Origin of the sequence: Rhizobium sp. Rhizsp42, from assembly GCF_047304155.1 — a bacterium.
Taxonomy (GTDB): Bacteria; Pseudomonadota; Alphaproteobacteria; order Rhizobiales; family Rhizobiaceae; genus Rhizobium.
Window position 1 is genome coordinate 1 of sequence record NZ_JBGLYS010000060.1, and the last position, 17,510, is coordinate 17,510.

Below are 17,510 nucleotides of genomic sequence, written 5' to 3' on the forward strand. Positions count from 1 at the left end.
TGTGTGCTTGTTTTCTTTTTCGTTTGGCGGCTCGCGCTGTGGTGGCTTCTTTCGGGGGGGGGGGGGGCCCCCCCCCCCCCCCCCCCCCCCGGGTCGGTTGGCTTACTCAGTGACCGTCAGGAGGGCGTGCATTCCCGCTTCGTAGTGGCCCTTGATGTTGCAGAAGAGGAGATAGGAGCCTGGCGCCAGCTTGGCCTTCAATGCGCCATCGGCGCCGGGCTTCAAGTCGGAGACCTCGCCAAGGCTTTTCAACTTTTTCTCGTCGATGCGGTGCTTGGCCTGGAGCACGGGGATCTGCTGGTCGGGCGACTTCAGTTTGACGAGCACCACCTCGTGCTCCTCGGTCATTGCATCATTGTGAACCGCGAACACGATGTCTCCCGCCTTGACGGTCGGCTGGTCGATGGTCAGCGTCATCGGTCCGCCGCCTTCACCCCCTTCGATGACCTTGACTTCGGTTGCCGCGAAAGCGGAGGAACAGAGAGACATGAATGCGAGTGCTGTAAGAGCGTTCCGGTAGCGTGTCATGCATATGGCCCTTTCGGTTGTCAGCCCAGCCGCCGCATAGCGGTCGCAACTGACGCAAGCCTGAAACGCGCCCGGCGCGCCGCATGCTCCCGACACGAAAAAGCCCGGTGCAGGACCGGGCTCTTTCGACAGGCGGCGTGCCGCCTTTATGCATGCGAGGTCAGAACTTGAAGCCGACGCCGACGGTCACGACGTTCTGGTTGAAGTCGGTATCGACGCCCAGAAGATCCTTGCTGCCGTAGTCGTTGTAGCGATATTCGAGGCGGCCGAAGATGTTGTCGGTGAAGGCGTAGTCGACACCGGCGCCGACTGTCCAGCCGGAGAAGGTGGCGCTGTCGCTGCCGAGAGGTGTGTCGACATGGCCGCGGGCACCGGTCCAGCCGGCCGCGCCGTAGAGCAGGGCGTGGTCAAGCGCGTAACCGACACGGGCGCGAACCGATCCCGTCGTGTCGAACTTGTAGCTGTTGACGCCGACGTCTTCGGAGTTCCAGTTGTAGGATACGTCGCCTTCGACACCGAGCACGATGCTGTTGTCCAGCTGCCAGTTATAGCCGGCGAAACCGGTGATCAGGCCGCCATTCATGTTGGACGAGCCGATGCCGGAGAAATCACCATTGCCCCAGGCGCCGCCGCCCTGAAGACCGGTGTAGAAGCCCGTCCAGGTGAAGACAGGTGCTGCCTGCTCGACGGGTGCGGGTGGTGGCTCGGAGACAAGGTCGGCCGCCGAGGCTGACCCGGCAAGCATGAGTATCGCTGCTGACGCAGTAAGGATGCGAACATTCATGATAAGATCCCTCTCCTATGAATAAGGGTACACTCTTCACTCAATCGGGAACCGCGGTGCCCAACCGTGGATCGCTGCGTTTTCGCACGCCGAAAGCGTGCCGCAGACAATGGCGCCTATGCGACCCGACGTACCAACGTCGCCACATCTCGAATGGTTCCATCACAAATGGCTAATTTTACGGCGAAAGGCCGGAAGCGTGCCTATTCGGCGGCCAAAGTCGCGTTTCTCTGGCTCAGGAATGCGTTTATATCGGCGGCGGGCATCGGTCGACCGAAGAAATAGCCCTGGCCGATATCGCAGCCGAGCTCGAGCAGGTGGTTCAGCTGACGCGGCTCCTCGATGCCTTCGGCCGTGGTCTTGATGTTGAGGCTGACGCCAAGCGCCAGCATCGCGCGCACGATCTTTTCCTGGCGCTCGTCGTCGCGATAGGTGGCGATGAAGCTCTTGTCGATCTTGATCTTGTCGAAGCGGTAGCTGGCGAGCTGGGAGAGGCTGGAATAGCCGGTGCCGAAATCGTCGAGCGCGATCTGCACGCCGGCATCATGGAGTTCGTCGAGGACGGCGGCGGCGCTCGCGGGATCCTGGATCAGGGCGTTTTCGGTGATCTCGATCTCGAGGCGGTGGGCGGGAAGATCGTTGACGGTCAGCGCCTTGAAGATGCGCGCCGTCAAGAGACGGTCTTCCATCTGCACCGGCGAGACGTTGAAGGAGAGCGTGATGTGATCGTCCCAGGCGAGTGCATCGTTGCAGGCCTGGCTTAGCAGATCCTCGAACAGCACGGTGATCAGCCCAGTCTCCTCGGCAATGCCGATGAAGACCGACGGCGGAATGCTGTTGCCCTCGTCGTCGGTCCAGCGGGCCAGCGCCTCGAAGCCGCAGACCTCGTCGGTCTTCAGATCGATCAGCGGCTGGTAGAACGGGCGGATCGCCTTGTTCTTGATCGCGACGCGCAGCTTGGCTTCGAGCGAGGCGCGGAGTGCGACCTTGTCGCGCATAGAGGCTTCGAAGGCGAGATAGTTGTTCGGCCCGCGCGACTTGGCTTCATACATTGCGAGGTCGGCGCGGTGGGCGGTGTCTTCCAGCCGTTCGCCCTGCTGCCAGCGGTCATAGCCGACGCTGGCGCCGACTTCGACGGCAAAGCCGTTGATATGGATCGGACGGGTGACGGCCTGGATCAGCAGCCGCGACAGGCGCTCCTCATGCTGCGACGACAGGCCGGTCGCGACGATGATGAATTCGTCGCCGCCAAAGCGATAGACGGAATCGGCGCTGCCGATGGCGCAGATCCGCTTGGAGACCTCGACCAGAAGTGCGTCGCCGCCATTGTGGCCGATCAGGTCGTTGACCTTCTTGAAGCCATCGAGATCGACGCAGAAAATGCTGACGTTGCGCTCCCATTCCTCGCTGTATGCATCGATCTGCGCGCGCCTATGCAGGAGCACGGCGCGCTCGAAGGCGTAGCGGTTGGGAAGCTTGGTCAGGTGGTCGTGCGTCGCGGTCCAGTCGGCCTTGGCTTCCGCCTTGGCGCGCAGGTCCATTTCCTTGCGAAGATCGGTGATGCGCAGCACGGAGTAGACGAAGCTCATCGTGCCGGCGACGGCGAGCGCCAGCACCAACTTGTCGGCGCCGTAGCTATCGAATTCCTGGACGAACAAGGCGAGCAGATCGCCGAATTGCAACACCGCGCCGACGACCCACAAGGCCGCGCCAAGCGCCATGAGGGACAGCCACTGCCGTCCGGCTCTGCTCCGGAAAAATACCGGCATGCTCCCCACTCCATCTCCACCTTGGCGGGATATAGCACGGAAGTCTAAAGTATCCGTTGAAACTAGGGGGTGACTTCTAGTTATCTGCGCCTACTCATAGGCGTATCTAAATCTGTTAAAATATAAAAAAGGAAACGGGCGAACATCGTCGTTCGCCCGCTATTCGCATGCTAGAGGTGCATCAGCATGGATACGGTGACGGCCAGGCACAGAAAGATCGCGCCGCCCGTAAACCGCATGAGACGCGTGCGTTTCAGCCGCGCCCCGTTCCAGTCGTAAGACATGGTCAGGCCTCCTTTTACGAAGGATTATCACCTGGAAATGCCAGGCGATTTAGCTTTTGCGCAATTGGCTTGCGCAAGGCTTATCTAAATTTCTGGATGTGAAACTATCGAAATTACACGCGGTCGAAGCGCAGCGACCAGCGTGTGCCGTTGCTGGTCATCCTGATCGCGGAAAGCGGCTCGACATCGATATGCCAGAAGGACGACAATGGCGCTCCAAGCGCGATCAGCACCGCGACGCGGATGGTGGGGGCGTGGCTGATGGCGATTGTATGGCCGCCGAGCGCGGATTGCGCCTGCATCCAGGGCGCGACGCGGTCGTGAAGGGCGCGGATGCTTTCTCCGCCGTGTGGGGCCGCGTCAGTGTCGGTCAGCCAAGTAGAGAGAGCGTCCGGTTCGCTCTCCTGCAGCGCCATGATCGACTGGCCGGCCCATCGGCCGTAGTCGCAATCGGCCAAAGCGAGGACGACCTCGGCCTCCAGGCCAAGGGCATCGGCCGTCTGGCGGGCGCGCAGCGCCGGGCTGGTCATGATGCGGTCGGCGCGGGGCATGCCCGGCGCCAGCGCGCGGGCGTCAATCATCGCCTTGTCCTCCAGCGCCTCGTCGAGCGGGAAGCGGGCCTGCCTGATGGCATCGGTGGCGCCGTGGCAGATGAAGGTGAGACGCGTCATCACGCTGGCTCTTTCTTTGTCACGCGAGAGATGTCCTTCTGTAGCAGTGCCCTTGTGTGACAGCGCGTTGACAGGTCGAGGGCGGCAGCTATAACGTTGATCTCGTAGGTTTGGAAGCCGGTGAAATTCCGGTGCGGTCGCGCCACTGTGATCAGGATGAGGATACCTCAAACTGGAAGTCAGACCCTACCCACGAACATTCTCGACTGAACGCGTTTTTCCAGGAGGAATTCATGTCTCATACCACGCTCGCGCCCACCTCGGTGGCTGCTCCCATTCCTGTCGGCGATATCCTGCCATGGGCCATTTTCGGCGGCCTGCTGATGCTGATCGCTATCTATTTCGTCGGCACCGAAGAAGGCGCGATGGCGCTGTTCAACGGCATGTATGTGCACGAATTCGTGCATGACGGCCGACACCTGCTCGGCTTTCCCTGCCATTAAGGGAGTTTGAGACATGGTTGGAAAACTTTTGCTTCGCGGCATGCTGGCGGGCCTGATCGCTGGCGTCCTGGTGTTTGCCTTTGCCCATACGTTCGGCGAGCCGCTCGTCGACCAGGCGATCGGTTTCGAAGAGGCGGCAGCACAGGCGGCCGGTGAAGCGGCCGAGCCGGAACTGGTGAGCCGCGCCACACAGGCGGGCATCGGCCTGTTTACCGGCGTGATGGCCTATGCGATTGCCGTCGGCGGCATCTTCGCGCTGATTTTCGCCTTCGTGCAGGGCCGCGTCAGCAGCCTCAGCGCGCGGGCGACCTCGGCCGTCATCGCGGCGGCGGCCTTCGTTGCCGTCGTCATCGTGCCCAATATCAAGTATCCCGCCAATCCGCCCGCGGTCGGCAATCCGGATACGATCGGGGTCAGAACCGAGCTGTTCTTCCTGATGATCGTGGTGTCGATCGCCGCGCTGATTGCCGCGATCTCGCTCGCCCGGCGGCTGGCGCCGCGCTTCGGCGCGTGGAACGGCGCGATCATGGCCGGATTTGCCTATGTGCTCTTCATCGGCGTCGTGCAGTATCTGCTGCCCGCGATCAACGAAGTGCCGGAAAATTATTCGGCGTTGGTGCTCTGGCAGTTCCGCACCACCTCGATCGGCATGCATGCGATCCTGTGGACCGTGATCGGTCTCGCGTTCGGGGCGCTTGCCGAGCGCAAGCTAACGGTCGCCTCCGCCGCTCGCCGGCCGACTGCGCCCGTTCTTCACTGACGAGAAGGAAAGCCCCGGTTCGGCCGGGGCTTTTGTTTGACATGATCGCCCGATCCGCTCGCCTGTTATTGTGCCTCATCCTGCCGCTGCTTGCCGGCGGCGGGCAAGCGCTTGCGCATCAGCGCAGCACCGACGGGCCGCACACCGGCCTTCCCATTCCCGAGATTTCGCATGGCGAAATGATCGTGATGGCCGAGCATCGGGCCGCCATCATCGATCTCGCCTCGCGCGCCGCCGATACCGACGAGCCGTTTCGCCGCGTGCTGAATTACGCCGCGATCCAGTATGCCTATTGCTTCTGGGGCAAGATGCCCGGCGGCGTGACGGATGAGGCGAGCCCCTTCAACGAATGTTCGCATGCCTATCTGGCCGCCACCAAGGCGGTGCTGCTCAAGCTGCGCGACATGCCGCGTGAGACCAAGGCTGCTGGCGCGATCGTCTCCGAGATCGACGTCGCCATGACCATGCGCGGACTGTCGCTGATCACCTGCGCGTTCAGCGGCGAGGCCTTCAACACGGCCGATGTGATCCGCCCGCATTGGGCCGACATCCCCACCCATCCCGCCAGCATGGCGTCGCTGACCGGCCTTGCGGCTCTCTGCTTCCTGGTCGTGATTGCGTGCCGACGACTGCTTGGTGCCAAGGCGCCGGACCAACCCTAGTTCCGATCGGTCTCGCGGTGCAGGTGCATGGCCACCAGCATGGCGGTGAGGTGCACCGTGTTCTTGGCGCCGTATCGTTCCTTCATCCGCTCCAGCCTGTGCTCGACGGTGCGATGCGAGATGCCGAGTTCGGTGGCGATCTGCTTGGCCGTCGCGCCCTCGGTCAAAAGCTGGACGACGGCCTCGTCGGTGCCGTCGAGCTTGGCCTGCCGCTCCGGTGCGTTGAACATGAAGCGGCCGTTGGTAACGGTCAGCAGCCAGGCCGGCTTTGCCTCGGTCGTCCGTTGCGGCAGCACCATGCGCTCATAGGCGATGTTGACGCCGAGCAGCTCGGTCTTGACCATTTCCATCGACGGCTTCTGCGAGGCGATCACCTCGCGATAGCGCGGAATGACCGCCGTCTCCATATAGCTGCGATCCTTGAAATCGCCGATGCGCTGGTTTGCGAAGAGCTTGTTGATGTTGAGGATGCGCGACGCAAAGCCGGAGGAGCGGACCACCTGCAACCGCCAGTCCAACGGATCCTCGCCATCGAGCACGACAACCGTCAGTCGCATCTTGATCGTCAAAAGGTCGACCGCATCGCGATAGACGGCCTCGGGCGGCCCCGGCTGATGCGGAGACGTGCTCAGCCAGGCGTCGAGAAGCTTCTGCGTGACGGTGTGAAACGTGGTGTCCTTGGTCATCAACTCAGGCGTGAAATGTGCGACAGGTTAATCGAACAACCCAGGATGGGTTCATGCGGTGCACCATTCTGCGGCCAACTTACACCAAAGGATTCGTTTGAACAGAATATTCAATGTAGAGGCGAGTAAATCTTCGCGTCGAACGCGAAGGAATGCGCGTTAAACGCGTCGGGCCTCGGCAGGCGTGCGTGGGGTCGCGAATGCCCGGCGATCAATCGTCGGCGTAGCGCTGTTCGCGCCAGGGGTCGCCATACATGCTGTAGCCGTTTCGCTCCCAGAAGCCGGCCGCATCCGCCGGCATGATGTCGATGCGGCGCAGCCACTTGGCGCTCTTCCACAGATAGAGATGCGGCACGATCAGCCGCATCGGGCCGCCATGTTCGCGCGTCAGCGGCAGGTCTTCCCAATAGGTGGCGAGAATGGCGTCTTCGGCGGCGAAATCGGCAAGCGGCAGGTTGGTCGTGTAGCCGTCATAGCTGGTCAGCATGACGTGGCTTGCCTGCTGTTTCGGCATGGCGAGATCGAGCAGATCGCGCGTGGCGACACCCTTCCACTTGTTGTCGTAGCGCGACCATGTCGTGACGCAGTGGATATCCGACACGCGCGTGCTCTGCTCCAGCGCCTGAAAGGTCGCCCAGCTGAGATCAAGCGGTGTCTCGACCAGCCCGCCGACCTCCAGCCGCCATGTGTCGGTGGATACGGCCGGCTGTTCGCCGAGATCGAGCACCGGCCAGTTCTTGACGAGATGCTGGCCTGGCGGCAGCCGGTCGGTCTCCGGCCTGCTCGTGCGGCCGGTCAGGAACTTGCCTTCGTCGGCCCAGCGGCGTTTCGAATTGGTGAGCTTGCTATCGGCGGGGATCTGGTCGTCGCTCATTATGCGGCCTTTCGCGTTGCGGGGATTACGTCACCCCAGCCCGGTTGCTGTCAAGCGCCGGTATTGCGCCGCAAATTCTCCGTGCGTTCACAAGTCTGAGAGATCGGCTGCAACGGCGCCGCAAGACGCAATGCTGCAGTCGCGAAAGGTTGAATTCGCCGCCCATTTGCCTGATAAACGAGGTCTATCCGAGGTGCTGCTCCGGCGCCCGATCGCATTGACAGGATCGTCTATCGCATGCCCATTTCCGCCGAGATCGAAGCCGATCTGCCGTTCCTCACCGCGCTACGCCGCGATCTGCACGCGCATCCGGAGCTCGGATTCGAGGAAGTGCGGACCAGCGACATCGTTGCGAAGCTCTTGGGCGAGGCGGGCATCAAGGCTCATCGGGGGCTCGGCGGCACAGGCGTCGTCGGCACGCTGCAGGTGGGCAACGGCACCCGCCGCATAGGGCTTCGCGCCGACATGGATGCGCTCGCCATGCCCGAGATCGCCGATCGTCCCTACAAGTCGACAGTGCAAGGCAAGATGCATGCCTGCGGCCATGACGGGCATACGACGATGCTGCTCGGCGCTGCCCGGCATCTCGCGGCCACGCGCGGCTTTTCCGGCACTGTCCATTTCATCTTCCAGCCGGCTGAGGAAGGACGCGGCGGCGCGAAACGGATGGTGGAGGAGGGGCTGTTTGAGCTCTTCCCCTGCGATGCCGTCTACGGGCTGCACAACATGCCGGGCCTTGCCGTCGATGAGATGGCCGTGGTCGCCGGGCCGCAGCTGGCCTCCTCCGATAGCTGGCGCGTCACCTTCCGGGGCACCGGCACGCACGGCGCCAAGCCGCATCTCGGCCGCGATCCGATCACTGCTGCCGGCACGTTTCTCTCGTCGCTGCAGACCATCGTCGGCCGCGTCGTCGATCCGCTGCAGCCGGCCGTGGTCAGCGCCTGCTCGCTTCAGGCGGGCGACCCCAAGGCGCTCAATGTCATCCCCGATATCGTCGAGATCGGCGGCACGGCGCGCGCCTATTCCCCCGACGTCCGCGACCAGCTGGAGCGCGAGATCGGCCGGTTGGCGGAGGGCACCGCATCGATGTTCGGGATTGCCGCCGATTACGGCTTCGAACGGCGCATTCCGCCCGTCGTCAACGATGCGGATGCGACCGAGCGGGCATTGGCTGCGGCTTCAGACGTGTTCGGCGAGAAGGTCGTGACCCACTTCCCGCCCTCGACGGCTGGCGACGACTTTGCCTTCTTCGGGCAGCAGGCGCCGGGGTGCTACGTCTGGCTCGGCAACGGCCCGGCGGTGGATGGCGCGCTGCATCACAACACGGCTTATGATTTCAACGATGCGGCGATCGGGCCGGGCGTGGCGTTCTGGACGCGGCTGGTGGAGCGGGAATTGGCTGCGGGGTGAGGTGGCGATTGTGCCAAGCGGGCAAGATTTAATGTCGCGTGGAACAAATATCGCTTGGCAATCAGCGCCTTGGCCGAAACCGTCGTCCTCATTCATCCCCGTCATCCGGCGCCGCTCCACAATGGCCATGTCATCGGACAGGGAGCCGGGTTCGCGAACCGGTAACGCCACGTTTGGTATCCGGCGTTCGATGATGGTCGCCACAGGTGGATCAAGGGCTGTCAGGGCCTGATATCCATCCGGCAAGGAAAGGCCGAGAGACGCTCCTGTCGGCCCGGACGAACCGGAAACCTCGAAGTGGCCGGGCAGGTGGAACGCCTGATACCCATACCACTTTATACAATGCCGCCTGCCCATTCCCGTTTTTGGGATACGCCTGCCAGCCGTCGCCGAGCTCTGCTCGGGCGCGGGTTTTTGTGGTGCGCGGGTAGTGCCAAGTGCCCACGCACGTCGAGTAAATGGGACCGTGCTTAGATCCTCGGGACGAGCCCGAGGATGACGTTGGAGAGAGTGGCGGCTGTTCGTAACCTATTGAAGTGATGAGGCAATATACGTTCTCGGCGTCATCCTCGGGCTTGTCCCGAGGATCTAAGCACGTCGCCATGACTGCAACGGTCATGGCCAAAAATTCGGCGTCACGCCACCCCTACAACACCTCAATCACCGGCGTCTCCATCACCCGTCCCGTCAGCACATCCGCTATCCCGCGATCCGTCTGGTGCGGGCCGAGGTTGCAGGCGAGGGTGGCGCCGAAGCAGGCCTTGAAGACGAGGTAGGGCGGCCGCCAGTCGACGACGTCTTCCATGGCGCGGCGGATGGCGCGGAAGGTTTCTGCCGTTTCTTCCAGCGGGGCTTCGCTGACGAGGCCGGAGAGGGGGAGCGGCAGGAGCACCTTGATCTCGCCGTCCTGCACCACCGCCATGCCGCCGCCGGCCGCGATGACGGCGTTGGCGGCGATGGTCATGTCGGCGACATTGCCGCCGAAGACGGTGAGGTTGTGGCTGTCATGTGAAACCGTGGTGCAGAAGGCGCCGCGCCATGTTCCCCAGCCGGTGAGGAAGCCGATGCGCGGGCGGGCGTCGACCTTGCCGTGGCGGTGGACGACCGAGATCATCGCGCTGCCCTCAGGTGGGACGACGTAGCCGTCCTCGACGGCGGTCTCGGCTTCGGCCCATTGGGTGAAGCGCGGGCGGTCGATAGTGGCGACGCGGACGCGGCGGCCCTCGGAGGGGACGCGGAAGTCGTTTTCGGTCAGCGCCGAGAGCTTGACGGAGTGCTGCAGTGGCGCGCTGTCTACGGCTGGCAGGTCGATCGCCATCTTGCCGTCGCGGGAGACGAGACGGCCGTTGGCGAAGACGGCTGAGGTCTCGAACTCGGTGAAATCCTTCAACAGCACGATATCGGCGCGGCGGCCGGCAGCAATCAGGCCGAGGTCGGGGCGGCGCAGGCGCTGGGCGGCGTTGAAGGTCGCGGCGCGCAGCGCCCATTCGGGCTTCATGCCGTAGCTGACCAGACGGCGCACGACGTCGTCGAGACCACCACAGTGGTAGAGCTCGTCGGGGAAGACGTCATCGGTGCAGAGCGTCACGGTCGAGGGCAGGTGGCCGATGCCGTTCAGCGCCGCCACGAATTCGCGCAGCAGGTGATCGTGCGAACCGCGAAGCTCGATCGTCAGGCCGGCGGCGAGCTTCAGCAAGAGGTCGTCGGCCGAGGTGAGCTCGTGGTCGGAGGTGACGCCCGCCGCCATGAAGGCGTTGAGGTCGCTGCCGTCAAGCCCGCGCGCGTGGCCGCAGACCAGCTTTCCGGATGCAAGGCCGGCATTGACGATCCCGGTCATGCGCGGATCGCCGTCGATGACGCCGCGCATGTTCATGACTTCGGCGACGCCGCCGATCTCGGGTCGACGCAGCAGTTCGGATATGACGGAAGCGTCGAAATCCGCACCCGCGACCTCGAGGCCCGGAGCCGAAGGCACGCAGGAGGGGGCGAGCAGGATGGTGCGCAGGGACAAGCCGCGTGTTGCCTCGATCGACCAGCGCACGCCATCGATGCCGTGGACATTGCCGAATTCATGCGGGTCCCAGACGACAGTCGTGACGCCGCGCGGCAAAACGGCTGCGGCATAGGCCGATGGTGTCACCATCGAGCTTTCGATGTGCATGTGGGTGTCGATCAGGCCGGGCGCGATGATGCTGCCGCGGGCGTCGATCGTCTCATGGGCGTCCTTGCGGCTTTGCCGTGTGTGGACGCTTGCGATCAGCGACCCGACGAGGCCGATATCGGCGTCGCGGATCAGGCCGGTGACGACGTCGAGCAGCTGCCCACCCGTGATCAACACGTCGAAGGGCGCATCGCCGCGCGCGGCGGCAACGGCGCGGGCGCGGAGTTTTGGATCGCTGAGGTCCATCGGTTCCAACTGGCTCATCGGGTGGCCTCCTGCTGGAGCGCGTCGAGGATGATGGCGCGGGCGGCCTCGCTGTCGATCTCGACGGCATAGTCGGCATTCGGCTTGGCGTGGGTGGCGCGGGTTTCGACCACGGTGCGGCCGCGCGTGAGTTTGCCCTGCAGCTCGACGTCGATGCGCGCGGTGCGGAAGGCGACGATCTCGGGGTGGGCGAAGGCGACGGCGGCGCATGGGTCGTAGATCGCCATGCCGGCGCGGCCACGGCTGGTGCCGATGTCGATATAGCCGTCGAGGAAATCGGCGAGCATCTCGGCGTTGGCGCCGCCGGCCTTGCGGATCGGGGCGACGTCGTCAGGGATGGCGATGACCTTGCGGCAGAGGTCGAGATCGACCATGCGCAGCGGCAGGCCTGAGGCGATGACGATCGCCAGCGCCTCGGGGTCGGCCAGCGCGTTGAACTCGGCGGAGGCGGTGTGGTTGCCAGCCGTGACGCCGCCGCCCATCCAGGTGAGCTCGGTGATGCGGGCGGCGAGATCGGGGCGGGCGAGGGCAAGCGCTGCGATATTGGTGAGCGGGCCGAGCGCCAGGATGCGGTGCGGGCCGTCCTGTTCGAGCCAGTCGCAGAGTGCCGTAAAGGCGTCGCTGTCGGGCAGGGCGGCGGCTTCGGGCAGCGTCTTGCCCGATGTCGGGATGCCCGTTTCGCCGAGGATCGCCTGGGCGGTCTCGATCTCTCCAAGCACGGCTGAAGCGCGGCCGGAATGGATCGGGAAGGTCCAGCCGAAGGCCTTTGCGGCGCCGGCGGCATTTCCTCGCACCTGCGGCAGCGGCGTGTTGCCGAAGACCAGCGAGATGCCCGCGATGTCGAGCTTGGCATGCGCCACGACCAGAATGGCGGCGATGTCGTCAAAGCCCATGTCGGTGTCGATCCAGACGCCCATGATATTACCTGTAGCGAGAGAGTGGGGCTGCGGCGCCAAGCGGCAGATCGAAGGCAAGCGTGGAGCCGATCATGTGGCTCGGCTCGCCGGCGTCGACCTCGGCCTTGATCGGGCCGAGCGGTGTGTCGAGCAGATATTCTCTGACGTTGCCGGCAAACGAGGTGCCGCGCACGGTGCCTTGGAAAGGACCTGAACCAAGGATCACCATGCGCGGACGCCAGGCCAGGCCCTTCACGGCCTGCGGCACTGGAGCGGAAAGCTCGACGAGTGAGTTGGATGTCGCGAGCTTGCCGTTTTCCAGCGCAAAGACGTTTTCGAAGCCGACGAAATCGGCGACGAAGGCCGAGACGGGCTTGTTGTAGATTTCTTCCGGCGTGCCGATCTGCTCGATGCCTCCATCAAGCATCACCACGATCCGGTCGGCGAGCGCCAGCGCCTCGATCTGGTCGTGGGTGACGAAGATCATGGTGACGCCGGTTTCCTTCTGGACGCGCTGCAGCTCGGCGCGCATTTCCAGGCGCAGGCGGGCGTCGAGATTGGAGAGCGGCTCGTCGAGGAGCAGGACCTTGGGCTCCATGACCATCGAGCGCGCAAGCGCCACGCGCTGCTGCTGGCCGCCGGAGAGTTCGCCCGGCTTGCGCGCGGCGAAACTGGCGAGGCCGACGGACTTGATTCCTGCGGTCACCTTGCTGTCGAGATCCTGGCCGCTGACGCCCTTGAGGCGCAGGCCGAAGGCGACGTTTTCATAGACGGTCAGGTGCGGGAACAGCGCATAGGACTGGAAGACCAGGCCGACATTGCGCTTGTTGGCGGAGACGCGGGTGATATCGGCGCCATCGAGCGTGATGCGGCCGGAGGCGGGGTTGAGCAGGCCGGCGATGGAACGCATCGTCGTCGTCTTGCCGCAGCCGGAGGGGCCGAGGAGTGCTACGAGCTCGCCCTTCTTAATCGAGAGATCGAGATCCTTCACCGCGACCGTATCGCCGTAGGCAAGCGTCAGCTTGTCGAGTTGCAGATAGGTGTCAGACATAGCGAGAGAACCCCAGGAAGCGTTCGGCAAGGAAGACGATGCCGATGGAAAGAAAGGCGAGCAGCGCCGAGAGCGCGGCGATCGACGGGTCGTAGGTGGTTTCCATGTAGCCCAGCATGTCGATCGGCAGCGTGCGGACGCCGGGACCGGAGAGGAAGAGCGAAACGGGCACCTGGTTGAAGCTGGTGACGAAGCCGAGGATGAAGGCGGCGAGAATGCCGCCGCGGATGTTCGGCATCACCACGCGGAAGAAGGCGCCCGCGCGCGACGAACCGAGCAGGACGGCCGCTTCCTCGATATCGGAGCGCAGGTTGTTGAGGCTGGCGGAGACGACGCGCACGGCATAGGGCAGCACCAGTGCCGTGTGCGCGAAGAACAGCGCCAGCGTGATGTTGAAGCCGAAGGGCACGACCAGATAGCGCAGCAGCGCCAGGCCGACGATGATGCCCGGCACGATGATCGGCAGCGAGACGATGGTGCGGATGGTTTCCGCGCCGGGCAGCTTATAGCGCGACAGCGCGTAGGCGGCGGGGATGCCGAGGACAAGCGCTGCCAACGTGCCGCCGACGGCAAGCAGCATCGACATGGCGAAGCTGTCGCGGAAGCTGTCGATGGTGAAGACCTTGAAGACCCAGCGCAGCGACAGGCCCTGCGGCGGGAAGGCCAGCGTGTCGCCGGCAGAGAGCGAGGCGGCGATGATGATGAAGAAGGGGCCGATCAGGAAGATTAGCAGCAGGCCGAGGACGAGCGGCGAGAGGATACGGGAGGTCATCGCTTGTTCCTCCCGCTTGTGTTTCGGGCTGTAGCCAGACGCTTGAGCAGGATGTTGGCGGCGAAGCTCATGACGATCAGCATGAAGGCAATGACGCTGGCGGCGACGAAGTCGTTGGCGACCGAGACCTGCTGGTAGAGCAGGGTTTCCAGCATCAGCACCTTGGAGCCGCCGAGCACCGCGGGGGTGATATAGGCGGTGAGCGAGCCGGTGAAGACGAGCGTGCCGCCGACGACGAGGCCTTCGCGCGTGAGAGGGAGGATCACCTTCCAGAACACCTGGAACCAGTTGGCGCCAAGCACGCGGGCGGCCGGAATGGCATCCTTCGGCATGTTTTCGAGCGCGCTGATCAGGGAGAGGATCATCAGCGGCAGGAAGAGCTGCAGCAGGCCAATGAAGACGGCGGTCTCGGTGAAAAGCAGGCGCAGCGGGCTGTCGCTGAGGCCGAGGCCCTGGATCGCCTGGTTGACGATGCCCGTGCGGCCGAGGATGACGATCCAGGCATAGGTGCGGGCAACCGGCGAGATCATCAGCGGTAGCGTCACGAGGCCGATCATCCGGCCCTTGCCCTTCGGCGGCAGGTTGACGATGGCAAACGCCGCCGCATAGCCGATGACGGCGGAGACGGCGGTGACTTCGAGGCCGAGCTTGAAGGTGCGCAGGAAGACCGTGCGGTTCAGCGATTGCGAGAAGAAGCCGGTATAGGCGCTGAGCGTCCAGCTGCCATCGATGTGGAAACCTTCCGAGAGAAGGATGACGACGGGCAGCAGGAAGACCAGCGCGGCGAACAGGGCCGCGGGCAAGGCAAGCGCCAGGGCTTCCGTGCGGTTTTGAAACATGAGGCGTCTCTCAGAGCAATCGCATAAGGCGGCTCCAGCCGGAGCCGTTTCGGTGTCTCTCGACTGTTACTGGCCGACCGTGTCGTTCCAATCCTTCAGCCAGCCGGCGCGGTTATCCAGTGCTGCGGCCGAGGGGATGAGCTTGAGGTTCTTCACGGTGTCTTCGCCGTAGGTGAGGTTGTTGGCGGCCTCGTCGGAGACCTTCACCTCCTTGTTGGCCGGGCTGTCGACCAGCTTTTCGGCGAGCTTGGTCTGGATCTCGGTGGAGAGCCAGAAATCCATGAACTGCAGCGCGAGATCCTGGTTCTTCGAGCCCTTGGTCATGACCATGACGTTCATGCCGCCGGTCTGGCCTTCCTTGGGCGTTGCCCAGGAGACGGGGACGTCGAGCTTGGTGAAGCCCGCCCAGGAGAAGCGGCCGATCGGGGCTGCCCAGATTTCTTCCTGCTGCATCAGCTGCACCAGCTGGGAAGACTTCTCATAGAAGGTGACGATGTCGTCCTTCTTTTCACCGACGGCCGCGATCGGCGCCTTCAGGTCGGGGCTGTCCTTGCCGAGCGCGAGGCCAAGCATGTAGAGCGCCGGCGGGCCCTGGTTGGTAGTGACGTTCGGGAAGGCGACGTGGCCGACATATTCAGGCTTCAGCAGATCGGCCCAGCTCTCGATCTTCATCTTGTCGGAGCGGTAGGCGATCGAAGTGGCGTAGAAAGTGTAGCCGACGCTCATGCCGTCGCCGTTCGGATCCTTGGCGAGGTCGTAGAGCTTGCCGAAATTGGTGAGCTTTGCGGTGTCGATCTTGTCGATCAGGCCTTTGCGGGTGGCCGACAGCGCATCGGCCATGGAGACCACGGCCATGTCGATAACGGGGTTCGCCTTGTTGGCTTCCATCTTCGCCAGACGCTCGACGCTGTTGCCGGTCTCGACCACCAGCTTGCAGCCGCACTTGGCTTCGAAGGGGTCGTAGACGATCGATTTGAAGTCATCCTGCGCGAAGGCATAGACGGAGATGGTCAGCGTCTTTTCCTGAGCGCTCGCGGCGACGGGCGTGAGGGCAAGAAGGGCCGCCGAGGCGATGAGGGCATGCTTCATGTCAGGAGTTCTCCGTCTGAGAGGCTAGGTCCAGTTTGCTTGGGTCGATCCTGGCTGGATCGGCGGGGCCCGATGATTGGCGAACGATCAGCTGCATCGGCACCCGATCGGTGTCGGCACTGACGAGCACGCCTTCGCGGCTGCCACTCGCCTGTATGGTTTTCAGCAGCGACGAGATGGCGACGTCGGCGATCGTCGCCATGTCCATCGCCACCGTCGTCAGGCTCGGCGTGATGACGGGGGAGAAGATCAGGTCGTCGAAGCCGGTGACGCTTGCCATGTCGGGAACGACGATGCCGTCGCGCTGCAGTTCGGTGAGCGCCCTCAGCGCCTGCAGGTCCGACAGCGCCGCGAAGGCGGTGTAACCTTCGCGGACTTTTTCGGCGAGGCCGAGCGTGCAGCCCATGCCGTTCTCGCGTTCCAGGCGCTCGACCCAAAGGGTGGAGGACTGCATATCGGGACGCAATCCGGAGCGGATGCCGCCGACGCGATCGTTCTGGACGTTGGATTCGGGGTTGTTGCCGATCACAAGGATGCGCTTGTGGCCGAGTTCGGCCAGATGGTCGGCTATATCGCGTCCGCCCTGCCAGTGATCGGCGGCTACCGTGTTTCCGGGTGTCGAGGCCGTGTCGATAACGGCGACGGGACAGCTCGCGGCCGAGATGCGGGTCGCGCGGCGCGGCACGATGACAAGGCCCTCGACGCCGCGCTCGACCAGCCGGTTTATGGCCTCGGTCTGCGCGGTGATGTTGCCGCGGGAGTCGGCGATGAGGACGCCGTAGCCAGCAGACGTGGCGGCGAATTCGATTGCCTGCGCGAGCTTCGGGAAAAGCGGATTGGCGATGTCAGGCAGAACAAGGCCGATGACGCCGCTGCGGCCGGTGCGCAGCGCGCGCGCCGCCTGGCTCGGGACATAGCCCATTTCGGCCGCGTGTTCGCGGATCCGCTCGGCGAGCTGTTCGGACACACGGCCCTTGCCCGAAAGCGCGTTCGACACCGTCGCAACGGAGACGCCAAGCGACGTTGCGATCCTGCTCAGATTTGGTCCTGATCGGGCTGGAGGCATGATTTTCGACGGATTGGATTAATCGTTTAACCAATGCGTACATGACGACGTCGGCGTTGTCGAATCCAATCTTGCGCCGCTTTGCGATTTTCCGCAATCACGGGGCACTCCAGAAACAAAAAAACCCCGGCGAACCGGGGCTTTTTCTCAATTGCTGTCGTCTCAGCCTGCCTTTGCCGTGCTTGCCTTTGCGGCGACCGGCTTGGCCGGGGCGTTGTTGCCGCCCGGGTTGTAGCCGCCGCCGATGGCGACGTTGAGGGCGACGTAGTCGGTTGCCATCTGCTGGACGGCCGCGGCCAGGCTTGCCTGGGCAAGCGAGACCTGACGCTGGGCGTCGAGAACGTCGAGCAGCGAGGAGGCGCCGTCCTTGTAGCTGGCGGTCGACAGATCGAGCGTTTCCTGGGTCGTCTTGACCTGGGCGCGGAGCGCGGCCACCGTCTGCGCATCGCGGCGAACCGCCGACAGCGCGTTTTCCACTTCCTCGACCGCCTGCAGAACCGC

General features: G+C 63.9%; 18 protein-coding genes and 1 riboswitch. Of the genes, 4 read left to right on the plus strand and 14 right to left on the minus strand.

Features of this window, described 5'->3' with window-relative positions:
- Positions 1-102: 102 nt before the first annotated feature.
- From ACCD05_RS30235 to ACCD05_RS30250, 4 genes are all read right to left on the minus strand, one after another.
- Positions 103-528, minus strand: a complete 426-nt coding sequence (locus ACCD05_RS30235; protein WP_209235445.1) for a plastocyanin/azurin family copper-binding protein — start codon at positions 526-528, stop codon at positions 103-105.
- Positions 529-688: 160 nt separating this feature from the next.
- Entirely contained in the window at positions 689-1,312 is a 624-nt protein-coding gene (locus tag ACCD05_RS30240; protein WP_047509289.1) for an outer membrane protein, read from the minus strand.
- A 203-nt stretch (positions 1,313-1,515) separates the two neighbouring features.
- Positions 1,516-3,081 carry a putative bifunctional diguanylate cyclase/phosphodiesterase gene (locus ACCD05_RS30245; protein ID WP_413397265.1) on the minus strand — a complete coding sequence of 522 codons (1,566 nt, stop codon included), beginning with the start codon at positions 3,079-3,081 and terminating at the stop codon, positions 1,516-1,518.
- 397 nt (positions 3,082-3,478) lie between these two features.
- Positions 3,479-4,039, minus strand: a complete 561-nt coding sequence (locus tag ACCD05_RS30250; RefSeq protein ID WP_413397267.1) for a histidine phosphatase family protein — start codon at positions 4,037-4,039, stop codon at positions 3,479-3,481.
- Between the two features lie 109 nt (positions 4,040-4,148).
- Positions 4,149-4,221, plus strand: a riboswitch (cobalamin riboswitch).
- Between the two features lie 48 nt (positions 4,222-4,269).
- On the opposite strand from ACCD05_RS30250, the gene ACCD05_RS30255 reads away from it, so the two are divergent.
- The 3 genes from ACCD05_RS30255 to ACCD05_RS30265 are packed head-to-tail and all read left to right on the plus strand — an operon-like array spanning position 4,270 to position 5,901.
- Entirely contained in the window at positions 4,270-4,479 is a 210-nt protein-coding gene (locus tag ACCD05_RS30255) for a CbtB domain-containing protein (protein ID WP_018902549.1), read from the plus strand.
- 13 nt (positions 4,480-4,492) lie between these two features.
- The gene (locus ACCD05_RS30260) at positions 4,493-5,239 is read left to right on the plus strand and encodes a CbtA family protein (protein WP_413397269.1); all 747 of its coding nucleotides are present in this window, start codon (positions 4,493-4,495) and stop codon (positions 5,237-5,239) included.
- 41 nt (positions 5,240-5,280) lie between these two features.
- Entirely contained in the window at positions 5,281-5,901 is a 621-nt protein-coding gene (locus ACCD05_RS30265) for a hypothetical protein (RefSeq protein ID WP_413397271.1), read from the plus strand.
- On the opposite strand, the gene ACCD05_RS30270 is transcribed toward ACCD05_RS30265, so the two are convergent.
- On the minus strand, positions 5,898-6,587 hold the full coding sequence (locus ACCD05_RS30270; RefSeq protein ID WP_111563273.1) for a response regulator transcription factor: 690 nt from the start codon (positions 6,585-6,587) through the stop codon (positions 5,898-5,900). The two genes, ACCD05_RS30265 and ACCD05_RS30270, sit on opposite strands and share 4 nt — an antisense overlap.
- Before the next feature lie 211 nt (positions 6,588-6,798).
- On the minus strand, positions 6,799-7,461 hold the full coding sequence (locus ACCD05_RS30275) for a sulfite oxidase-like oxidoreductase (protein WP_413397274.1): 663 nt from the start codon (positions 7,459-7,461) through the stop codon (positions 6,799-6,801).
- Between the two features lie 237 nt (positions 7,462-7,698).
- Here ACCD05_RS30275 and ACCD05_RS30280 point away from each other — a divergent pair, with 237 nt between their 5' ends.
- Complete coding sequence (locus ACCD05_RS30280; protein ID WP_413397276.1) at positions 7,699-8,871, plus strand: M20 aminoacylase family protein; 1,173 nt, start codon at positions 7,699-7,701, stop codon at positions 8,869-8,871.
- Between the two features lie 646 nt (positions 8,872-9,517).
- Here the strand turns inward: ACCD05_RS30280 and ACCD05_RS30285 are convergent.
- The 8 genes from ACCD05_RS30285 to ACCD05_RS30320 form a co-directional block, all read right to left on the minus strand.
- A complete protein-coding gene (locus ACCD05_RS30285) occupies positions 9,518-11,296 on the minus strand; it encodes an adenine deaminase (protein ID WP_413397277.1) in 1,779 nt (592 codons plus the stop codon).
- Positions 11,293-12,213 (minus strand): nucleoside hydrolase, encoded by a 921-nt coding sequence (locus ACCD05_RS30290; RefSeq protein ID WP_413397279.1) that lies wholly within the window; start codon positions 12,211-12,213, stop codon positions 11,293-11,295. The genes ACCD05_RS30285 and ACCD05_RS30290 overlap by 4 nt, the downstream gene beginning before the upstream one ends.
- Positions 12,214-12,217: 4 nt before the next feature.
- Positions 12,218-13,243 carry an ABC transporter ATP-binding protein gene (locus ACCD05_RS30295; protein WP_413397281.1) on the minus strand — a complete coding sequence of 342 codons (1,026 nt, stop codon included), beginning with the start codon at positions 13,241-13,243 and terminating at the stop codon, positions 12,218-12,220.
- Positions 13,236-14,015 carry an ABC transporter permease gene (locus ACCD05_RS30300; RefSeq protein ID WP_113239678.1) on the minus strand — a complete coding sequence of 260 codons (780 nt, stop codon included), beginning with the start codon at positions 14,013-14,015 and terminating at the stop codon, positions 13,236-13,238. The genes ACCD05_RS30295 and ACCD05_RS30300 overlap by 8 nt, the downstream gene beginning before the upstream one ends.
- A complete protein-coding gene (locus ACCD05_RS30305) occupies positions 14,012-14,854 on the minus strand; it encodes an ABC transporter permease (RefSeq protein ID WP_047509267.1) in 843 nt (280 codons plus the stop codon). Before ACCD05_RS30305 ends, ACCD05_RS30300 begins: the two co-directional genes overlap by 4 nt.
- A 66-nt stretch (positions 14,855-14,920) precedes the next feature.
- Complete coding sequence (locus tag ACCD05_RS30310) at positions 14,921-15,943, minus strand: ABC transporter substrate-binding protein (protein WP_413397284.1); 1,023 nt, start codon at positions 15,941-15,943, stop codon at positions 14,921-14,923.
- A 1-nt stretch (position 15,944) separates the two neighbouring features.
- Positions 15,945-17,009, minus strand: a complete 1,065-nt coding sequence (locus tag ACCD05_RS30315) for a LacI family DNA-binding transcriptional regulator (protein ID WP_209235433.1) — start codon at positions 17,007-17,009, stop codon at positions 15,945-15,947.
- 162 nt (positions 17,010-17,171) lie between these two features.
- The coding region (locus tag ACCD05_RS30320; protein ID WP_413397287.1) for a TolC family protein at positions 17,172-17,510 on the minus strand (339 nt) is incomplete at its 5' end.

Coding starts and splice junctions, on each gene's coding strand:
- ACCD05_RS30235 (WP_209235445.1), bottom strand. CDS start 528: ATGACACGCTACCGGAACGCTCTTACAGCACTCGCATTCATGTCTCTC.
- ACCD05_RS30240 (WP_047509289.1), bottom strand. CDS start 1,312: ATGAATGTTCGCATCCTTACTGCGTCAGCAGCGATACTCATGCTTGCC.
- ACCD05_RS30275 (WP_413397274.1), bottom strand. CDS start 7,461: ATGAGCGACGACCAGATCCCCGCCGATAGCAAGCTCACCAATTCGAAA.
- ACCD05_RS30285 (WP_413397277.1), bottom strand. CDS start 11,296: ATGAGCCAGTTGGAACCGATGGACCTCAGCGATCCAAAACTCCGCGCC.
- ACCD05_RS30290 (WP_413397279.1), bottom strand. CDS start 12,213: ATGGGCGTCTGGATCGACACCGACATGGGCTTTGACGACATCGCCGCC.
- ACCD05_RS30255 (WP_018902549.1), top strand. CDS start 4,270: ATGTCTCATACCACGCTCGCGCCCACCTCGGTGGCTGCTCCCATTCCT.
- ACCD05_RS30300 (WP_113239678.1), bottom strand. CDS start 14,015: ATGACCTCCCGTATCCTCTCGCCGCTCGTCCTCGGCCTGCTGCTAATC.
- ACCD05_RS30310 (WP_413397284.1), bottom strand. CDS start 15,943: ATGAAGCATGCCCTCATCGCCTCGGCGGCCCTTCTTGCCCTCACGCCC.
- ACCD05_RS30280 (WP_413397276.1), top strand. CDS start 7,699: ATGCCCATTTCCGCCGAGATCGAAGCCGATCTGCCGTTCCTCACCGCG.
- ACCD05_RS30295 (WP_413397281.1), bottom strand. CDS start 13,243: ATGTCTGACACCTATCTGCAACTCGACAAGCTGACGCTTGCCTACGGC.
- ACCD05_RS30265 (WP_413397271.1), top strand. CDS start 5,281: ATGATCGCCCGATCCGCTCGCCTGTTATTGTGCCTCATCCTGCCGCTG.
- ACCD05_RS30245 (WP_413397265.1), bottom strand. CDS start 3,081: ATGCCGGTATTTTTCCGGAGCAGAGCCGGACGGCAGTGGCTGTCCCTC.
- ACCD05_RS30260 (WP_413397269.1), top strand. CDS start 4,493: ATGGTTGGAAAACTTTTGCTTCGCGGCATGCTGGCGGGCCTGATCGCT.
- ACCD05_RS30315 (WP_209235433.1), bottom strand. CDS start 17,009: ATGCCTCCAGCCCGATCAGGACCAAATCTGAGCAGGATCGCAACGTCG.
- ACCD05_RS30270 (WP_111563273.1), bottom strand. CDS start 6,587: ATGACCAAGGACACCACGTTTCACACCGTCACGCAGAAGCTTCTCGAC.
- ACCD05_RS30305 (WP_047509267.1), bottom strand. CDS start 14,854: ATGTTTCAAAACCGCACGGAAGCCCTGGCGCTTGCCTTGCCCGCGGCC.